The following is an 18,044-nucleotide window of genomic DNA, read 5'->3' as shown; positions in this document are numbered from 1 at the left end:
TAATGAATATTTCTTGCCTTTTGCTTTCCGATGGTCTGGTATTTGCTTTAATTGTTCTGTGAGGAGCATTTAGACTAATTTCCTTTGTGAGGTAACTTAGTCTATCCTCATTTTTCTTCCGGTGTATGAAACCACCCTGCCTTTTGTAAGGGGGTTGGGGATGCACCGCTCAGAACGAAGTCTAATAGACTTGTGTGTGCCCTCCACCCTCTACTCTCTACCCTTTACTCGATCGGTAGTGATTCAGTCGATTAATTTTTATTGAATTTATCCCTTTGCCGCTAATTATGAGCAAATCAACAATGCGTTTGACTTCATTGGATGTCTTTCGGGGAATAACAATGGCGACGATGATTTTGGTCAATATGGCTAGTCTTCCCGATCGAGGTAAAAAATACCTTTGGCTCGATCATGCTGATTGGCATAGTTACACGATCGCCGATCTAGTTTTTCCATTTTTTCTTTATATCATCGGCGGATCGATGGCTTTTTCGCTGGCTAAATATACGAGTGGATCTGCACCGATAACTAGAAATGTCTACTGGCAAATTATTCGACGTAGCCTGATCTTGTTTGGATTGGGTTTGATTTTAAATAATCTATTCTGGAATTATAATTTTACCGATCCCAAGTTATTTGCTAATCTCGAACACTTGCGAATTATGGGAGTATTGCAACGGATCGGGATCGCCTTTTTGTTAGCTTCGATCGCGATCTTAACCCTTTCCCACAGATGGCTCTGGATTTTAGCTGTCGGGATTTTAGTTGGATATTGGTTAATTCTAACTTTTATCCCGGCATTAGATAATGCTGATGGCGTATTCACAAAACTAGGCAACTTTGGAGCTTATATCGATCGACTAATTATTACTCCAGCACATTTGCACAAAGGTTCTGGTTCGATGAGCGATCCAGAGGGCTTATTTGGCACCTTGCCAGCAATAGTTAATATTTTGTTTGGTTACTTGACTGTTACGTGGTTGAAGCGTCAGCCTGTAACGTCTCGGACTAGTCTCGATCTGTTAATGTTTGGATTAGTAGCGATTGTGATTGGATTAGTTTGGAATAGCTTTTTCCCAATTAATAAGAAACTATGGACGAGTTCCTTTGTGCTATTTACAACTGGATGGGGTTTGATTTCCTTGGCTGCTTGTTATGAAATAGTAGACGTTCGCAAGTATCGCCAGTGGTTAAAACCATTTGAAATCATGGGATTGAATGCGATTTTTATCTATGTAGCTTCGATCGTCTTAATTAAGTTATTAATGGTGAATGAGGTTTCTAAAGATAAATCTATCTATGAGTGGTTAAATAACTTGTTATTTGGATGGGCAGGTACTCTCAATAGTGGTACGATCTTTGCGATCGCGACTGTCTTAGTCTGGATGAGTGTATCGTATTTGATGTATCGCCAACGTTGGTTTTTAAAAATTTAGTGAATAATTTAATTAGAGTACATCCCGTCACTACTAGTGTTAGTATTGCTACACTATTTTTGTTCTTTTGCAGTAGTTTACGTCACTGGCTATATCATTCACATGCTTTCGATTTAGGAATTTTTGACCAAGCAGTTTATTTAATTAGCACTAGCCAAAATCCAATTGTCTCTGTACTTGGATTTCATATCTTAGGCGACCATGCAGCAATAATTTTTTACCCATTATCATTACTTTATCGAATTTATCCTGATGTCCACTGGTTATTCGCGATCCAAGCAGTTGCTTTGACTAGCGGTGGTTTTCCGCTTTATCATCTCGCCTTACAATCGAGACTAAATCGCAGTCAAGCAACTACGATCGTATTTGCTTATTTACTTTATCCACTGATCTTAAACAAGAGTTTATATGATTTTCATCCAGAGGTTATAGCTGTACCAGGATTTTTTATTGCCGTTCTAGCAGCTAGAAATCATAAACTTATTTGGTTTTGTGTTGCAACTGCAATAATTTTAAGTTGTAAAGCAGTATTATCATTAACGGTGATGTCGATGGGATTGTGGTTGATTGGATCTGAGCCTAAAAAAATGTATGGCACGATCGCTTTAGCTGCTGGATTAGGATGGTTTATTATTTCTACCCAGTTTATTATTCCCACATTCAGTGGGTCTGAGGTAGCAGCAGTATCTAGATACAATTATCTAGGTAGTTCTGTACTCGAAATAGCTCAAAATCTCCTAACCAAGCCCAATCTAGCGATCGACATTGGTTAAAGACAAGAAAAAATATCCTAATTTGGTCGATGATTTCGTTTATTCTGCTTGGTAAGATTGGATATTTTTGGTCTACTTATCTATCATCTTTAGATACACACCAAGCTACTACAATCGCAATTAGTAAGATCCGTGACACTGGGGCACTCCTCACCGCGGGAGAAGTAGCTCCTCATTTGACTCATCGCCCGATCGTCAAGCTAGCTTTTAATAGTCCAGAAGTAATTAAGATCGAAGATTATAAGTACATCTTATTAGATCGCAGACATCCAGGTTGGAATAGTAATGTAGATTTGATAAATAAATTAAAAGTACAGGCTGAGAATTCAGGATTATTTAATCTTGAATATCAGCAAAATGAAGTTTATCTATTTACTAAAAAATAGTCTTCATAGCAAGCGATCGATCGCAACATACAAGTAGCTAGGTACAAATATTGATTAGATAGAGATTATCTAAACCCTAGCTAGTGGGCAGTGCCTACCATACATGATACAAGTTGATATATGAGCCACCAGATCCCAAGAATTAAGCCAATCTTACCGCAATTAATCCTAATAGTAATTATATCGATCGCGAGTAGCATCCAGATTATTTGGTTGATGCTCGATCGATCTGTCCCCACTTGGGATGATGCCTCTCACTTGAATAATGCGCTAAATTACCAAAGAGTCATCAGTCAGATTCAACTCTTTTCACCAGACTGGTGGCACGAACTTTGGGCACAATCACCATCTTATACAGCACCATTTATCTATATTCTAACAGTTCCATTTCTAAATGTTTTTGGTAAAGCTGTTAATTCAGGTATCTTAGTTAATATCCTGTTTATAATCACTCTTGTCTTTACAATTTACTACCTCAGCAAGAGTGCGTTTAGTACTCAAGTAAGCCTATGGGCATCGGGTGTATGTTTGATGTTTCCATCTTTACTAAATGTCCAAACTATGTATATGCTAGATTATGGTATTGTTACCATGTCTTGCCTGACATTTTTGACACTAACGCTGTGGAAAGATGCAAATACGCGCTCAAAGAGTTGGCAATGGAGCTTAATTTTTGGAGTTACTTTTGGTTGTCTAATGTTAAGCAAACCAACGGGATTTTTATTTTTACTCTTTCCCATTATTTTTTTGTTATGCTCTTTCCTAAAAAATCGTAACTGGCTGGGACTAATGCAGTTTGGAGTAGCAATAATTATTTCTTGGTCGATCTTTGGTAGTTGGTTTAGTCAGAATTGGGTGACAATTATTACTTCAGCACTTGGAGCCAATGCGATGGGTAAAGCTGAGGGCGATCCTGGTGGTGATACTTTAGCAGGTTGGCTTTATTATATCAAAATTTTAACGCAACTAATTTCTTTACCGATATTAGTTACTACAATTGGAATAATACTGCTGTGGATATTAAGAAAAAATCAGATCGGTAATCCACTTAAAGATAGATCGTCTTTATGGTTACTGATATATTGTCTCGGCGGCTACTTTTTGTGTAGCCTAGCTACTAATAAAGATTCTCGATTTATTTTACCAATCTTTCCAGTATTAGGAATATTTATATCAGTTAGTTTTAATTTATTTCAAACTACTTGGGCAAGCAGATTAAGATGGGCTACAGTGGGAATAACTGGCTCGATCGTCTTAATTAATCTATTTGGTATTCCTGGGGCGGATAATTTACTAAAAGTACCATATATTGGTTATGGACTGATTCATAGAGTGGATGTCAAGTCAACATTTCCACACCAGCAAATTATTCAAGAAATAATTAACGATCGGCCATATCTCAAATCGACGATTGGTATACTAGCGTCCAGTCACGATCTTAATGCCGAAAATCTAAATTTATATGGTGCTTTAGCAAACTTTCAGGTTTATGCTAGATATTTTGTCAATAGTGCCAAAACAGATCCTCAGTTAATTGAGAAAGATCTTAAAGCTGTAAACTGGTACATTACAAAAACGGGAGATATTGGCTATATCGATCGAAAGTTATTAGCTGTCATCGAACAGAATCCTCAATTAAATCTCGATCGAACATGGCAAATGCCCGATACTAGTATTGTCAAGTTGTATAAACGCAAAGAGCCACCGATTTTAGTCGAACCAATCCCCGAAGATCTTCAGATTCGACTAGAAAAAGTTATTATTTCCCCATCTTCAGATCTAGCAGTTAATACTACTTATCAACTCAGTGGCGATCGAGATTCACTCCAGAATGGGTTACTATTACTGACATGGAAAAGTAAAGATCGCACTTGGAATCACGATCGAGCGATCGGATTGGGAAATTTATATTTACAGCACACCAGCAAGCATAGTTTTCGGGTAACTGAAAATTCAGCCATGCTACCCCCAGAAAAGTCACCACTAGGCGACTATCAGCTTACAGCCACCTACCTCGATCGAAAAACTGGAGCAGCATTTCCGCTAATAGTACCTGAAATTGAGGTTCGATCGACAATAAAGGATATATTCGAGCCAGACGCAATTGCTAAACTGCAACAGTTAAGTAAGTTATTTGCTCAAGGTAAAATAGACGCAGTGTTTGGTGAGCTTAATACCTTAAACCAATACGATCCCACTCAAGACTATTTAAATCGAGCACAACAAGCCCTAAAATATCGAATTAAACGGGGTGAATCTCAGTTAGAGCTAAAATATACCCTCGCCCTCACGCAAGTATTACAGCGGCAAATTGAGCCATTACTAGCTAACTTAACCACGATCGTGCGACAAGATTCCCAAAATCCATATGCCTGGATGTACCTGGGGGTAGTGAGATTGTATCACTGGCAGCCCCAAGCAGCCGAAACAGCTTTTCAAATGGCAGATAAATTGCCATCACCACCCCAAGAATTAGCCACCCTCAAAATAGTCTCAGCTTTATTCCGCTTCGATTTATTCCAAGCTTGGCAAAGATGGCAGGTATAGCCGCGATCGCAGTTGACAGTAAATCTAGATTTCAATATTCCCAAAGCTCGATAATCTCCACAATCACAGTAACAGTCGTCACTATCTGGGGAACACTAGACAAGACATCAATCACAGATACTAGCCAACTTATGGATGCGGATGAACTATTGTGGCGATATCGTGGTGGCGAACGGGATTTTACCGCAGTCGATGTGAGTGGATTTAGTTTAGTCTCACAAGACTTAATCGATATTGTCCTCAACCAAGCCGATTTACGTAAGAGCAATCTCACTTTTGCCTACCTCAATCGCGCTCAGTTACTCAAAACTAACCTTTCTAGTTGCAAGCTCAGTGGGGCGACACTCATCAGAGCCGATCTTCAAGGTGCCAATCTTCGAGATGCAGATTTACATGGAGCTAATCTTCAATTTGCCGATTTTCGCGGTGCAGATATGACATGGGTAAATCTCATCGATGCCAATCTGATGGATGCTGACTTGCGAAATGTCAATCTCAGTGGGGCTAACCTCAGTGGTGCTTGTCTGCGGGCTGCCAATTTTCGCGAAGAAAAACGTAGCTATAATTCCAATCTCCGTAGTGCAAAGCTCTGCCGCGCCGATCTCCGCAATGCCAATATGGCGGGGGCAAATTTATCGAAAGTCGATCTCAGTTATGCCAACCTCACTGAAGCAAATCTCAAAGGTGTAAATCTCACTGGTGCAAATTTGACAGGGGCAAAATTGAATAATGCCATCCTGACTGAAGCCAATTTGCACGAAGCACATTTACCTCACGCAGATCTCTCGCTTGCCAAACTCGAACGCGCAATCCTGACAGCCTGCGAAATGACTGGAGCAAATCTCAGCCGTGCAATTATGTCAAAGATTAAGTTAGCAAATAGTAATTTGAGTTATGCAGATCTCACTGATGCTCGAATGCACTATGCAGATCTGACGCGGACGATTTTGTGTTATGCAACGATGGTAGGCGTAGAATTGATTGAGGCACATCTAGCCAAAACCGATCTAGAAGACGCTAATCTAACAAATGCCAATCTGATGCGTTCAGAAATGAGCAGTGCCAGTACCATCGGTACGATTCTAACTGGTGCCAAGATGCCAGATGGTAGAATGTACGCCAACGTGTAGTGTCGCCACATGAACAGATCCCCGACTTCTTCGAGAAGTCGGGGATCTCGCGTAAGTGAAACGATCCGAGACTATATCTAGGCTCGGATTATCCCGTTGGCGTATCCCTCTGGGAACAAAACATTAACATGATTAAAACAGATCTAGATCTGTTAATGCACCTAAACTACTCGAAGAAACCAACTTGGCGTATTTGCCCAGAATCCCTGTTTGATAACGTGGTGCGGGGGCTTGCCAGTTGGCGCGACGAGCGGCTAATTCTGCTTCAGAGACATTTAACTGTAATAACCGTTGAGGGGCATCGATCGTGATACTATCGCCTTCATGAACTAGCGCGATCGTGCCACAGACATAGGCTTCAGGAGCAACGTGTCCGACTACCATGCCGTAGGTACCACCAGAAAAGCGGCCATCGGTGATCAAGGCGACGCTATCGCCCAATCCAGCACCAATAATGGCTGATGTGGGTGCCAGCATCTCCCGCATCCCTGGGCCGCCTTTGGGGCCTTCATAGCGGATGACGATAACATCTCCAGCTTTGATTTTACCTGCGAGGATCGCATCTAGACAGTCTTCCTCGGATTCAAATACTCGCGCGGGGCCAGTAATTACGGGTGTTTTGACTCCAGTAATTTTCGCAACTGCACCTTCACTGGCGAGGTTGCCTTTGAGGATGGCTAGATGACCTTGAGCATACATGGGATTGTCCCACTGGCGGATGACATCCTGGTCAGTGCGAGGGGTGCTGGGGATATCTGCGAGGACTTCGGAGATCGTTTGTCCGCTGATGGTGAGCGCGTCGCCGTGGAGTAAACCATGCTCTAGGAGGATTTTCATCACTTGGGGAATGCCACCCGCTTGATGTAAGTCGGTAGCCACATATTTACCAGAGGGTTTGAGATCGCAAATTACGGGGACTTTGCCGCGAATCACTTCAAAATCATCGATCGATAAGGCAACACCGATCGTTCTGGAGATGGCTAGCAGATGCAGTACGGCATTAGTAGACCCACCGACTGCCATAATTACCGCGATCGCATTTTCAAAGGCTTTCCTGGTCAATATTTGTTTGGGTAGGATCTGCTTTCTCACGGCTTCGACTAGCACGTAGGCAGATTTTTCAGCACTGACGGCTTTTTCCTCGTCTTCAGCCGCCATCGTCGAGGAATAGGGGATGCTCATTCCCATTGCTTCGATCGCGGATGACATGGTGTTGGCGGTAAACATCCCACCGCAAGAACCAGCACCAGGGCAAGCTTTCTGCTCGATCGCCAACAATTCGGCGGCATCGATTTTGCCTGCACTAAATTGTCCGACGGCTTCAAAGGAGCTGACGATAGTTAAATCTTTACCATTGTGATGTCCAGGCTTGATCGTACCGCCATAGACAAAAACAGCCGGAATATTCAGCCGCGCGATCGCAATCATCGCCCCTGGCATATTTTTGTCACATCCACCGATCGCCAGTACCGCATCCATACTCTGTCCGTTACAGACAGTTTCGATCGAGTCAGCGATTACTTCCCGCGATACGAGGGAGTATTTCATCCCCTCAGTACCCATCGAAATCCCATCGCTGATCGTGATCGTCCCAAATATCTGTGGCATCGATCCCGCAGCTCTGAGCGCAGCCTCCGCCCGAACCGCGAGTTTATTCATTCCCATATTGCAGGGAGTGATCGTGCTGTAGCCATTCGCCAATCCGACGATCGGTTTGGTAAAATCATCATCCCCAAAGCCAACGGCGCGAAGCATCGCCCGATTGGGAGAGCGTTGCACGCCCTGAGTAATAGCTTGACTGCGTTTGTTATCTGACATAATTTTTTTTAAACTCGATTTTCCCAGAAACTGCTGCACTTGTTCGCGCTATTCTCTTTTGACGGCTTCTGTTAGTGTCTATCTATTCTACGGGGTATTTGAATCCACAAGGGCAAATTAAGTTGTTAATTTGTGGCACTTAAATAACTGTCATGTAGATTTTCTAGAAAGCTCTCCCATTTGGGTAGAGTAGGGATATCTGAATCGATCGCATCCTTTAACTGCTATGACTGGCTCCGAACTCACCAATCCTAAATCTGACAATTCTCCGCTCCACTCCAGTCAACTCGTTCAATCGCGAGTTTCGCAGTGGTTGACCAAAATTATTCATCCCCTCGGTCGATATATCGTTCTTCCTGGCTTCTTTCGCGAGATTGAAATCCGAGGCAAAGAATATACTCCCTATACAGGTGCTGTAATTCTCGCCCCCACTCATCGAACGAGATGGGATGCACTGCTGATTGCCTATGCCATTGGGCCGTATGTCACGGGTAGAAGTTCAAGAATTATGGTAAGTGTAGATGAAATGAAAGGAATTCAAGGCTGGTTCTTGCGAAGATTGGGGTGTTTTGAGATCGATACCACCAAGCCCAGTCTAGCCGTTATTCGTCATAGTATTGATTTGCTCCATCAAGGCGAAATGCTCACAATTTTCCCTGAAGGTAATCTCATGCGCGATCGTGTGTTGCATCCAGTCAAGGAAGGGTTGACTCGGATTGCAATGCAAGCGGTATCGTTAAAGCCAGATCTAGATCTCAAGATTCTGCCGATTAATCTCGACTATGAGCATCCCTATCCCAAATTTCGAGATCGCGTTACTGTCGAACTTGGCAAACCACTACAGGTAAATGACTATCAACAATTTTCTCGTAAAACTGGGGCGAAAAAACTCCATCAAGATCTGACTCACGCTCTTGAAGATTTGATGCAGCGATCCTGACAAGAATCAACTTAAAATAGCTAAATATATCTTTAGATCTCGATGATTGCATCACCACAGTTTAACTATCTGAGCCACTCTGAATACCTTCACCTCGAAGAACAAAGCGATCTCAAGCGTGAGTATATCGGTGGTGAAGTCTATGCAATGGCTGGGGCTAGCGATCGACACGTAACAATTTCTCTCAATCTAGCCAGCTGTTTGCGCGAACATTTGCGCGGCTCTGGCTGTCGAGTCTATATGTCCGATATGAAAGCTAAAATTGAAACTGCTAATCGCTTTTTTTACCCAGATGTGATGGTAACATACGACGATCGAGATAAATCTACCAGCAATTATAAGCAGTATCCCTGTTTAATTGTCGAAGTTTTATCTAATTCGACCGAAGCCTTTGACAGAGGTGATAAGTTTTCTGACTATCAGCAGTTTCATAGTTTGCAGGAATATATTTTAATTAGCACTAATCGCCAGAAGGTTGACTGTTTTAGACGAAATGATAATGGTTTATGGGTGCTACAACCCTACAGTATCCAAAATCCTCTTGTCCAGATTCAAAGTGTAAATCTGGAGGTCGATTTTGCGACTATCTATGAAGATGTAGAATTCTAAGTCTCAACCAAAATTCGTGACTAAAGTAATAGTGGTTCGCGATCGATCTGAGCAGACAATTGCTTGCAAAGGCTAATTTCAGTACCTTGACGATTCCAGACGACTCGATCGAATATTTGATTCAATAGAAACATCCCACGTCCTGACTCTGATTCTACATGGGGTAGTCCTGATAACTCTTGACGGTTGCGTTCTGGAGGCTGAAATCCACTCCCTTCGTCAGAGATGATCCACCAGCAGGAACCTTCTTCAAACCAAAACCGGACATTAACTTGCTTATGAGGATCGAGATTATTTCCGTGTTTGGCGGCGTTCACTAACGCTTCCTGGAGTCCTAGTCTAATTTCTGCGTGCCATTTGCCAGGAACGATCGACAAGAGGCGATCGACGATCGGACATAAAAACAGTGTTGAGGAAAAGCTAACTTTATCCCACTCAGACTTCACAGGACTTAATACCATAGCAACCTTTCAATCCCCTTGGGGCACTTTTGCTGGATTACAATCACAAACTGTTCGAGAACAGCTCGGCTCTGGATTCTCCGATGGAGAAGCTATGCCAAAGTGAGTCGGTAACTACCAATCAATCTGGAGTAAGTACTCCTTTTGATAGAGAGATAATAACGCTCACATGTACCATTGTAATTAGAAAACGGTTGTTAGTCTAGGCGATCGATGGTAGTGTTTATCCGTAAATCTACTACTATTGGCTGATGCGTAGGGAAATATAGATATTAATATTACTTGCTTACGGCTAAAAATGTGCCATCACATGGAGAGTGAAGACGCGGATGTTGTTTAATTTTGTGCCGAGCTTTGAATAGGTCAGTAACATTTAGTTACTACATCAGCAAGATACCCAAGGGTGGTCGAAACAGCGGAATGTGGGCTTCAACTAGCGGAATGCAGGTTATGTGTTTTACCCCGACTTGTGTTACGGTCGAAAGTATCTGTTGAGAGTAAAGCAAATACTCGACAGATTGCAGGCTAAGTATGATTCGCTAAAATCTAATTGTCTAGAAGATTCTAAATCGCTAATCATGACCCAGCAACTCACCGCCTTGTCCATTCCCAACCTCATCCGGCAACAACGAGCGTTTTTTCGGACAGAACAAACTCAATCGATCGCTTTTCGGCTAGAACAGCTTGCCAAGCTCAAACAAGCCATCATCGATCGCCAAGAGGCAATTATCCAGGCAGCCAAAGCCGATCTCGGTCGTCCAGCTTTTGAAGCCTACTTTGAGATTGCCACTCTGGGCGAAATTAATCTTGCCCTCAAGCAGCTCAAAAACTGGGTCAAGCCACAACGGGTCAAAAGTCCGATCGATCAGTTTCCAGCTTCGGCTTGGATTCAGCCCGATCCCCTCGGTGTGGTGCTGATTATTGGCCCGTGGAACTATCCCTTTCAGTTGATGATGTCACCCTTGGTAGGGGCGATGGCGGCGGGAAACTGTGCCATCCTCAAACCTTCCGAACATGCTCCCCAGACATCGCGGGTGGTGGCGGAACTAATTTCCGACACCTTCGCTCCTGACTATATTGCTGTTGCCGAAGGTGATGCCAATATCAGCCAACAACTCTTGGCTGAAAAATTCGACCATATTTTCTTTACGGGTGGGACGGAGATCGGGCGGATTGTAATGACGGCGGCGGCACAACATCTCACGCCTGTAACCTTAGAGTTGGGTGGCAAAAGTCCCTGTATCGTCGAGTGCGATATTCACCTCGATCGGGCTGCTAAACGCATTGCCTGGGGCAAGTTTATCAATACTGGACAAACCTGCATTGCACCGGATTACCTGCTGGTTCAGCGTCAAATCAAGCCCGATCTGGTCGATCGCATCAAATACTACATCAAAGAATTCTATGGTGAAAATCCAGCCGTAAGTCCCGACTATGGCCGGATTATCCATCGCCGCCATTTCGAGCGGCTGATTACCTTTTTGGATCGCGGGGAGATTGTCATCGGTGGTGACTATAATCCCACCGATCGCTATTTGGCTCCCACTCTGATCGATGGAGTCACTTGGGACGATCCAGTGATGCAGGAGGAGATATTTGGGCCAATTTTGCCAATTCTGACCTATGACGAGTTAGAAGATGCGATCGCTCAAGTCAATGCTCGCCCCAAACCACTAGCCCTGTACTTTTTTAGTCAAGATCGCCAAAAACAAGACCGGATCTTGCAGGCGACTTCATCCGGCGGTGTCTGTATCAACGATACAGTTATGCAGGTTGGTGTTAATACTTTACCCTTTGGCGGTGTAGGGGAAAGTGGCATTGGTTCTTATCACGGCAAAGCAAGTTTCGATACTTTTTCTCACGCTAAAAGTGTTCTCCGGCGTGAATTTTGGCTAGATTTGGGTTGGCGTTATGCTCCTTATACTGCTCAAAAGCTCAAACAAATTAAGGGACTTGTGACGGGTCAAAAGTCATAAGACTTGCTTTAGGCTTTAGGCTACCCCCTGCTAAGGTGACTATTTGTACTAAGCAGGGTGGTCAAAGATCGATACTTGTGGGTTGCGAGTTTTGCTGGTGAGGGCAGAACCCGGATCTGGGGGGTGCGACCCCCAGACCCCCCGTTGAGGAGCGGGACGCCGCTCCTCAAACTCCTCTGCGTAAGGTTCGACTGGTGAGGCGCGTAGCGCGCTTCGCATTAGTGCTTAGGCTTTGGATAGCTAGTTAGGGCTTGCTGAATTAGTCCCTGCTGAATTAGTCCCTGATGCTGTTCTAAAGCCTGAACTCCTTGCTAAAAAATGGTTTTGTTGCAAATATTCTCACTCGATCGCCAGATTCAAGCGATCGAGTGCAAGGGTTCTGAGCCTTTCAACGTCAAAACCTTGTACTTAATTTCTGAAAAAAGGCTCAAAACCCTTGCAGTGATTGGCTTGCTGAGATCTTCAGCAAGCCCTAGTTATGATAGTAAATAAGCTCACCTTAACAGGGGTAGGCTTTAGATTTTAGGCTTTAGGCTTTAGGGTAGGGGCAATTCATGAATTGCCCCTACCCTAAATGTCGCCGATTGCGGCGCGATTGGCATATTTGTTGCCCTAGATCGCGGTGGACTCATCACTGGTAGCTGGAGCTTCACCTCTGGTGAGAAAGGCGACACATTCAACGTGAGCGGTTTGGGGGAAGAAATCAGCAGGTTGAACGTGGGTGAGCTGATAGTTACCTTGCTCGCACAGGATTTGTAAGTCTCTGGCGAGAGTGGCGGGTTTGCAACTGATGTAGATGATTTGAGCGGGCTGCATCTCAGTCAGGGCATCGAGTACAGCTCGATCGCAACCTGTGCGCGGTGGATCTAGCAGTACGACATCTGCTTGAATATCTAGCTCCGGCAATAATTCTTCAACTTCACCAGTCCGAAATTCAACATTATTGATGCCATTGAGCCGAGCATTCGATCGAGCCTGAATCACCGATGCACCATGTACTTCGATCCCGACTACTCGTTTCACCCGTTTGGATAAAGGTAAGCTAAAAGTACCAATCCCACAATAGGCATCGATGAGGGTTTCTGTCCCTTTGAATCCGGCTCGATCGATAATTAGATTGAGTACAGCTTCAGCTTGCTCGGTGTAGATCTGAAAAAATGTATCCGCTTTGAGTTGAAATTGCAGATTGCCAAAAGTCTCACAAATAAACTCTCGCCCGGCGATACAACGAGTTTCCGAACCGAAGATGGTATTGTTGGGTCGATCGTTGAGATTGAGACAGACTCCGACGAGGTTGGGATAACGCTGCATCCAGCGTTGTGCTTGTCCCTCAATGTCTGGGATATTAAGATCTGTAACTACTAATGTGAGCAGGATTTCTCCAGTCCGACGACCGATTCGGAGCAGTAGATGCCGAAATTTAGGGCGAGTGTCGGGGATGTCGGTTACTTGAGTAACCATCGGACGATTGCGGAGCTTGGGTTTAGAACTACCTCGATCTGTCGAACCCGCATCTTCATATTGGCTGACGATGATTTGCACTCCAGTGCGCCGCGAACCTGGCTCTCTGGCTCCTTTACTCTCTGGCTGATAAATCTGCCAACCCCGATCTTGGATATCCTGTTTGATTTCCGCCAGGAGGGGGTTCAACCGCTCATCTTGTACCGGACATTGATTGAGATTGACGATTTGATGGGTACCTTTACGATAGTAGCCAGCTTTGACAGTGCCTGAATCGCTCACACCCAGAGGGTAGGTAACTTTATTCCGATAAGCGAAATTGCCTTGTGCGCCGACAATCGGTGCGACGGGAGGTTCGGCAAAGCCACCGATCCGTTTGAGAGCTTGAATTACTTGATTTTCCTTGGCTATGAGCTGGTAGTCATAGTCAATATGTTGCAATTGACAACCCCCACATTTATCAGCCACGATACAACTAGGGCGCACGCGATGAGCCGAAGCAGTGACGACTTCTAATAATTTGGCGTAGGCGTATTGACGTTTGACATTCGTAAGTCTGACACTGACTCGATCGCCTGTAACTGTATCTGGCACAAATACTACTTGATTACCAACTCGCCCAACGCCTTCGCCACTCTCGCTGACATCGGTAATCTCAACTTCTACTACATCCCCTTGTTTCAATGACTGGTGTTGGACAGGCTGTTCGCTAGAAACATCAGGAGCCGAATTATCAGGAAACATGGTTGGTTTTGGCAGGGGAGCAATCTACTATCATAACAGCTATTTGGGAAGAGGAGCCACCGTTTTATCTGGGTTGGATTAGGGAGCTAGGGTAATAGGTGAATGGTGAATGGTGAATGGCTTGCACTGAGCGAAGCCGAAGTGTGAATAGTGGGAAGGGGGTAGGTTGAATGTTAGGCTGATGATAAGGTGTGCAAGTTTGAAATTTTGGTGTTGAGTCTCTAACCGCCCGCGAACAATTTGACTTTAATCCAAAATCCAAAATCCAAAATCCAAAATCCAAAATCCAAAATCCAAAATTTCCTCTGTCAACTGTTAAATATGCCTCGTTCTAACTATGGTAATGCCGTCAAACAACGAGCCATCCAGTTCTTTACTGTGTTGGTTGACTATGCCAATGATGAATTAGATATAGAAGAACGCCAACTGGAGCAGCTACAGCGAGATATTCAACTTCATTGGCAAACTGACAAGCGGTGCGTAATTCGGACGAAAGTTCGATACCTAGAAAATCTGACTAATTTGGTAGGGATGAACCTGACTGGCGAACAGATCAAGGAATCGATTAAATGCTTGACTGATTTCCTGGAAATTGTGGAAGATAATCGCGCTAGTAAAGGCGGATCGGAGACTTGGCACTTTACGCTAAATTTATGGCACGATAGATTCGATCGAGTTGCCAATCTTCACAGGTTTGCTACTGAATGGGATCTCCGTAAATCACCCCAAGATCTCACAGCCATTCAAACAGACTACTGGCTGGAGCTAATCCGATCGAGTCTAGCTACCCAACAATATCACCGGATCACTACCAATCCCTTGATGGGTGAAGACCGACTCAAATTTAGTCTAGATGAGGTCTATGTGCCGCTGGGCTTGGTGAAAAGACAGCGGATGACTATTTTTGATGGACAAGAGGGGATCGATGATGGTGGGGAAGAAATCGGGACGAATACAGCCGATCGGGTGGACTTAGCCGTGACGGAGGATCGATTATTGGCGCAACTAGTTACCAATTCAGAACCCAATCGCGTTGCTATTATTGGCGAACCAGGTTCGGGAAAAACTACTTATTTGCAAAGGTTAGCGGCGGGATTACTCGATCGAGAATTACTCCCGATTTGGATTTCTCTTGCCGATATTCAGGGTGAAACTCTAGAAAATTATCTGCTGCAAGACTGGCTCAAAATTGTCATACGGCAAATAAACATCGATCCCAAACTGCAGATTTAGTAACCCAATTTAAGCTGGGAAGAGTATGGATGCTCTTGGATGCTGTCGATGAAATGGGTATCGATGCGAGTATTGCGCTGGCAAATCTGGCGCGACAATTGCGAGGATGGGTAGGTGAGGCACATATTATCCTGACTTGTCGATCGAATGTTTGGGATAATGGCAAAAACGCGCTTGAAAATTTCACTACTTATCGCAATCTGAGTTTGAGTAACGGCTACAATGGATCGCCCGATCGAGTCAAGCAATTTATTCAAGGTTGGTTTAGAGATTCGAGTCTAGGTGAGAGCCTGACTACCGAACTCGCGCAACCTCAGTATCAACGACTCAGAGACGCGATAAAAAGTCCACTCCGATTGGCTCTATTATGTCGTCATTGGTTTTTTGCTCAAGGTAAACTACCTACTACTAAAGCTAGTCTATATCAACAATTTACAGATACGATCTATGAATGGAAACAGGATCGATTTCCAACTAGTTTGTCGCAACGTCAACAGTTAAATCATGCTTTAGGAAAATTAGCTCTACAAGCGATCGCGCTCAATTTAGCTCAGTTTCGGCTGCACCATCATACTGTAATCGAACTACTAGAGCCAGACTTGCTGGAATTAGCCTTACAACTCAGCTGGCTAAATCAAGTAGGTGTATCTACTACTGGCACCAAGATTTATGCTTTTTATCACTCGACTTTTCAAGAATATTTTGCAGCTCGATCGATCGCCGATTGGCATTACTTCTTTACTGGCGATATCGCTAATAATCCAGCAATTTTTAATCCCTATTGGCATGAAACAATTATATTCTGGTTTGGGAGGAGAGATGTTGCTACAAGTGAGAAAGAAGCATTTATAGAAACATTAATCGACTTCAATCGCGATCGCGGTAAATTTTATTACTATCGAGCTTATTTTCTTGCCGCAGCCGCGATTGCTGAATTCCCTGAATCTATTCATAGTCAAGAAATTATCGATCGATTGTTACAATGGCGATTTGCTAAATTTATTCCCGCCCAAAATAACTGGAAATTTTATCCACTACCGATTCAGGATGGGGCAAGAGTCGCACTCAGAAAAACCGATCGAGTAGCAGCAATCTCTGGCTTGGAAACATTCGTTCAAGCTGTAGAAAATCCTTTCCTCTGTTGGCAAGCAGCGCATAGTTTGGGGAAAGTATTCGATCCAGGCAATGCGATCGCTATTCAGGCATTAGTCAAATCGATCGAGTTAGTTACTAGTGGCGATCTCCAGATCAAAATATGTGAATCACTGAGTCGAATCGATCCTAACTATAATAATATCGCGATCGATACTCTTGTCAACATCATCCAAACCGGAAAAACAGAAACTCTAACTCGCAAAGCTGCATTTACTCTCGGCAAACTATCAATCCAACTACCAGAAATAGATGATAATAATTCAATATTCGATCTGACAATTAAAACTCTCGCTCAGATAATTGAATCGGGACAAGATCGTGCAAATAAAATCGTTGCATTAGACAATCTCCGGCAAATTTTTCCTACACATCCAGCGACACATCAGCAACTTATTAGCGATCTATCCTTGCCTAGCAGCACCCGTAACCAGCGAAAGAAAGCAGCTCATCACCAAAATATCGGTGTGGCAATTTCCGAACTAGAACAAAAACTATTAGCTATAAATAACTCTGAATCTCAACGCCGATATGCGTATCAATTAGGTAAATTTCAATCTGGACATCCAATGGCGGTTGATGCTTTATTACAATTAATGTCGTCTCCCCAGCTACCAAGTTTCTACAAGCGAACTGGTGAATATCTCAAGGAAGTAATATTAGAAGCACAATTACCATTAGTCATTAAAACTTTAAAGTACAAGCTCGACGATCTCGAATTGGACGCTTCTTCAGAAGAGAAGCTAAACCAACGAGCTACCTCAGTGGAATGTTATAAACTACTCTGGTATTGTGCCGAACAGTTGCCTTATCACAAATTTATCGACATCTGGGGATAATATCTTTAAAAAAGAACAGAAGCTATGCCTTCGGGCTTTAAATCTACACTCTAATAATTCAATTATCAATTATCAATTATCAATTATTTTAGTCTCCCTCTTTCCGCTCTAAACGAGCAACACGCCGTTTTAGTAGCCGAGTTGCTCTAGCATTATCAGCAACTTCGTAATTGAGATCGTCAGAATAATTGCGGAGTGAATTAAAACCTTCACGCATAGCGGTTAGAATTGTACCCTCAAAACTGTCGAATCTTTGACGTAAAGAACTCATATCTTCTCGCAATGAATCCATGTTCTGCTTCATCGCCGTCATATCCTGCTTCATCACAGTCATATCCTGCTGCAATGCAGTCATATCCTGCTGCAATGCAGAGATTTGAGTTTCTAGATGGTTGAATCGTTCCTCAGACATAAATACCTCGATTTAATATTGCGTGTTGAATTAATCTTAACAGAAACTAGTAACTTTTTTATCGGTATCGATAGCTCTCTAACATAAAATCTTGAAAAAATCATCGATCGCGACGATTGTAGACAAC

General features: G+C 43.5%; 15 protein-coding genes. 11 read left to right on the top strand and 4 right to left on the bottom strand.

Features of this window, described 5'->3' with window-relative positions; genetic code table 11:
* Positions 1–302 precede the first annotated feature (302 nt).
* The 5 genes from ACEW9J_RS21835 to ACEW9J_RS21815 all read left to right on the top strand — a co-directional run bounded on the left by ACEW9J_RS21835 (position 303) and on the right by ACEW9J_RS21815 (position 6,272).
* Positions 303–1,436: an acyltransferase family protein gene (locus ACEW9J_RS21835; protein WP_373547192.1), complete on the top strand. Its 1,134-nt coding sequence runs from the start codon at positions 303–305 to the stop codon at positions 1,434–1,436.
* Positions 1,436–2,209 (top strand): DUF2079 domain-containing protein, encoded by a 774-nt coding sequence (locus ACEW9J_RS21830; RefSeq protein ID WP_373547191.1) that lies wholly within the window; start codon positions 1,436–1,438, stop codon positions 2,207–2,209. The genes ACEW9J_RS21835 and ACEW9J_RS21830 overlap by 1 nt, the downstream gene beginning before the upstream one ends.
* 29 nt (positions 2,210–2,238) lie before the next feature.
* The gene (locus tag ACEW9J_RS21825; RefSeq protein WP_373547190.1) at positions 2,239–2,595 is read left to right on the top strand and encodes a DUF2079 domain-containing protein; all 357 of its coding nucleotides are present in this window, start codon (positions 2,239–2,241) and stop codon (positions 2,593–2,595) included.
* Between the two features lie 120 nt (positions 2,596–2,715).
* On the top strand, positions 2,716–5,142 hold the full coding sequence (locus tag ACEW9J_RS21820) for a glycosyltransferase family 39 protein (RefSeq protein WP_373547189.1): 2,427 nt from the start codon (positions 2,716–2,718) through the stop codon (positions 5,140–5,142).
* 131 nt (positions 5,143–5,273) lie between these two features.
* Positions 5,274–6,272 carry a pentapeptide repeat-containing protein gene (locus ACEW9J_RS21815; protein ID WP_373547188.1) on the top strand — a complete coding sequence of 333 codons (999 nt, stop codon included), beginning with the start codon at positions 5,274–5,276 and terminating at the stop codon, positions 6,270–6,272.
* 132 nt (positions 6,273–6,404) lie between these two features.
* Here ACEW9J_RS21815 and ilvD read toward each other — a convergent pair whose 3' ends face one another.
* Positions 6,405–8,090: a dihydroxy-acid dehydratase gene (gene ilvD, locus ACEW9J_RS21810; protein WP_373547187.1), complete on the bottom strand. Its 1,686-nt coding sequence runs from the start codon at positions 8,088–8,090 to the stop codon at positions 6,405–6,407.
* A gap of 226 nt (positions 8,091–8,316) precedes the next feature.
* On the opposite strand from ilvD, the gene ACEW9J_RS21805 reads away from it, so the two are divergent.
* Both ACEW9J_RS21805 and ACEW9J_RS21800 read left to right on the top strand, forming a co-directional pair.
* A complete protein-coding gene (locus tag ACEW9J_RS21805; RefSeq protein WP_373547186.1) occupies positions 8,317–9,030 on the top strand; it encodes a lysophospholipid acyltransferase family protein in 714 nt (237 codons plus the stop codon).
* Positions 9,031–9,072: 42 nt separating this feature from the next.
* Positions 9,073–9,639 (top strand): Uma2 family endonuclease, encoded by a 567-nt coding sequence (locus tag ACEW9J_RS21800; RefSeq protein ID WP_373547185.1) that lies wholly within the window; start codon positions 9,073–9,075, stop codon positions 9,637–9,639.
* Between the two features lie 20 nt (positions 9,640–9,659).
* Here ACEW9J_RS21800 and ACEW9J_RS21795 read toward each other — a convergent pair whose 3' ends face one another.
* Entirely contained in the window at positions 9,660–10,100 is a 441-nt protein-coding gene (locus tag ACEW9J_RS21795; protein ID WP_373547184.1) for an ATP-binding protein, read from the bottom strand.
* Between the two features lie 578 nt (positions 10,101–10,678).
* On the opposite strand from ACEW9J_RS21795, the gene ACEW9J_RS21790 reads away from it, so the two are divergent.
* Positions 10,679–12,076 carry an aldehyde dehydrogenase gene (locus ACEW9J_RS21790; RefSeq protein ID WP_373547183.1) on the top strand — a complete coding sequence of 466 codons (1,398 nt, stop codon included), beginning with the start codon at positions 10,679–10,681 and terminating at the stop codon, positions 12,074–12,076.
* A 318-nt stretch (positions 12,077–12,394) separates the two neighbouring features.
* A complete protein-coding gene (locus tag ACEW9J_RS21785) occupies positions 12,395–12,568 on the top strand; it encodes a hypothetical protein (protein WP_373547182.1) in 174 nt (57 codons plus the stop codon).
* A gap of 120 nt (positions 12,569–12,688) precedes the next feature.
* On the opposite strand, the gene rlmD is transcribed toward ACEW9J_RS21785, so the two are convergent.
* Positions 12,689–14,281, bottom strand: a complete 1,593-nt coding sequence (gene rlmD, locus ACEW9J_RS21780; protein WP_373547181.1) for a 23S rRNA (uracil(1939)-C(5))-methyltransferase RlmD — start codon at positions 14,279–14,281, stop codon at positions 12,689–12,691.
* A 321-nt stretch (positions 14,282–14,602) separates the two neighbouring features.
* Here rlmD and ACEW9J_RS21775 point away from each other — a divergent pair, with 321 nt between their 5' ends.
* Both ACEW9J_RS21775 and ACEW9J_RS21770 read left to right on the top strand, forming a co-directional pair.
* Positions 14,603–15,514 (top strand): hypothetical protein, encoded by a 912-nt coding sequence (locus tag ACEW9J_RS21775; RefSeq protein WP_373547180.1) that lies wholly within the window; start codon positions 14,603–14,605, stop codon positions 15,512–15,514.
* Positions 15,515–15,543: 29 nt separating this feature from the next.
* Positions 15,544–17,505 (top strand): NACHT domain-containing NTPase, encoded by a 1,962-nt coding sequence (locus ACEW9J_RS21770; RefSeq protein WP_373547179.1) that lies wholly within the window; start codon positions 15,544–15,546, stop codon positions 17,503–17,505.
* An 88-nt stretch (positions 17,506–17,593) separates the two neighbouring features.
* On the opposite strand, the gene ACEW9J_RS21765 is transcribed toward ACEW9J_RS21770, so the two are convergent.
* Complete coding sequence (locus tag ACEW9J_RS21765; protein WP_373547178.1) at positions 17,594–17,917, bottom strand: hypothetical protein; 324 nt, start codon at positions 17,915–17,917, stop codon at positions 17,594–17,596.
* Positions 17,918–18,044 lie beyond the last annotated feature (127 nt).

The sequence above is a fragment of the Chamaesiphon sp. genome (assembly GCF_041737865.1).
Lineage (GTDB): Bacteria > Cyanobacteriota > Cyanobacteriia > Cyanobacteriales > Chamaesiphonaceae > Chamaesiphon.
This window is presented reverse-complemented; position numbering and strand designations above follow the sequence as displayed.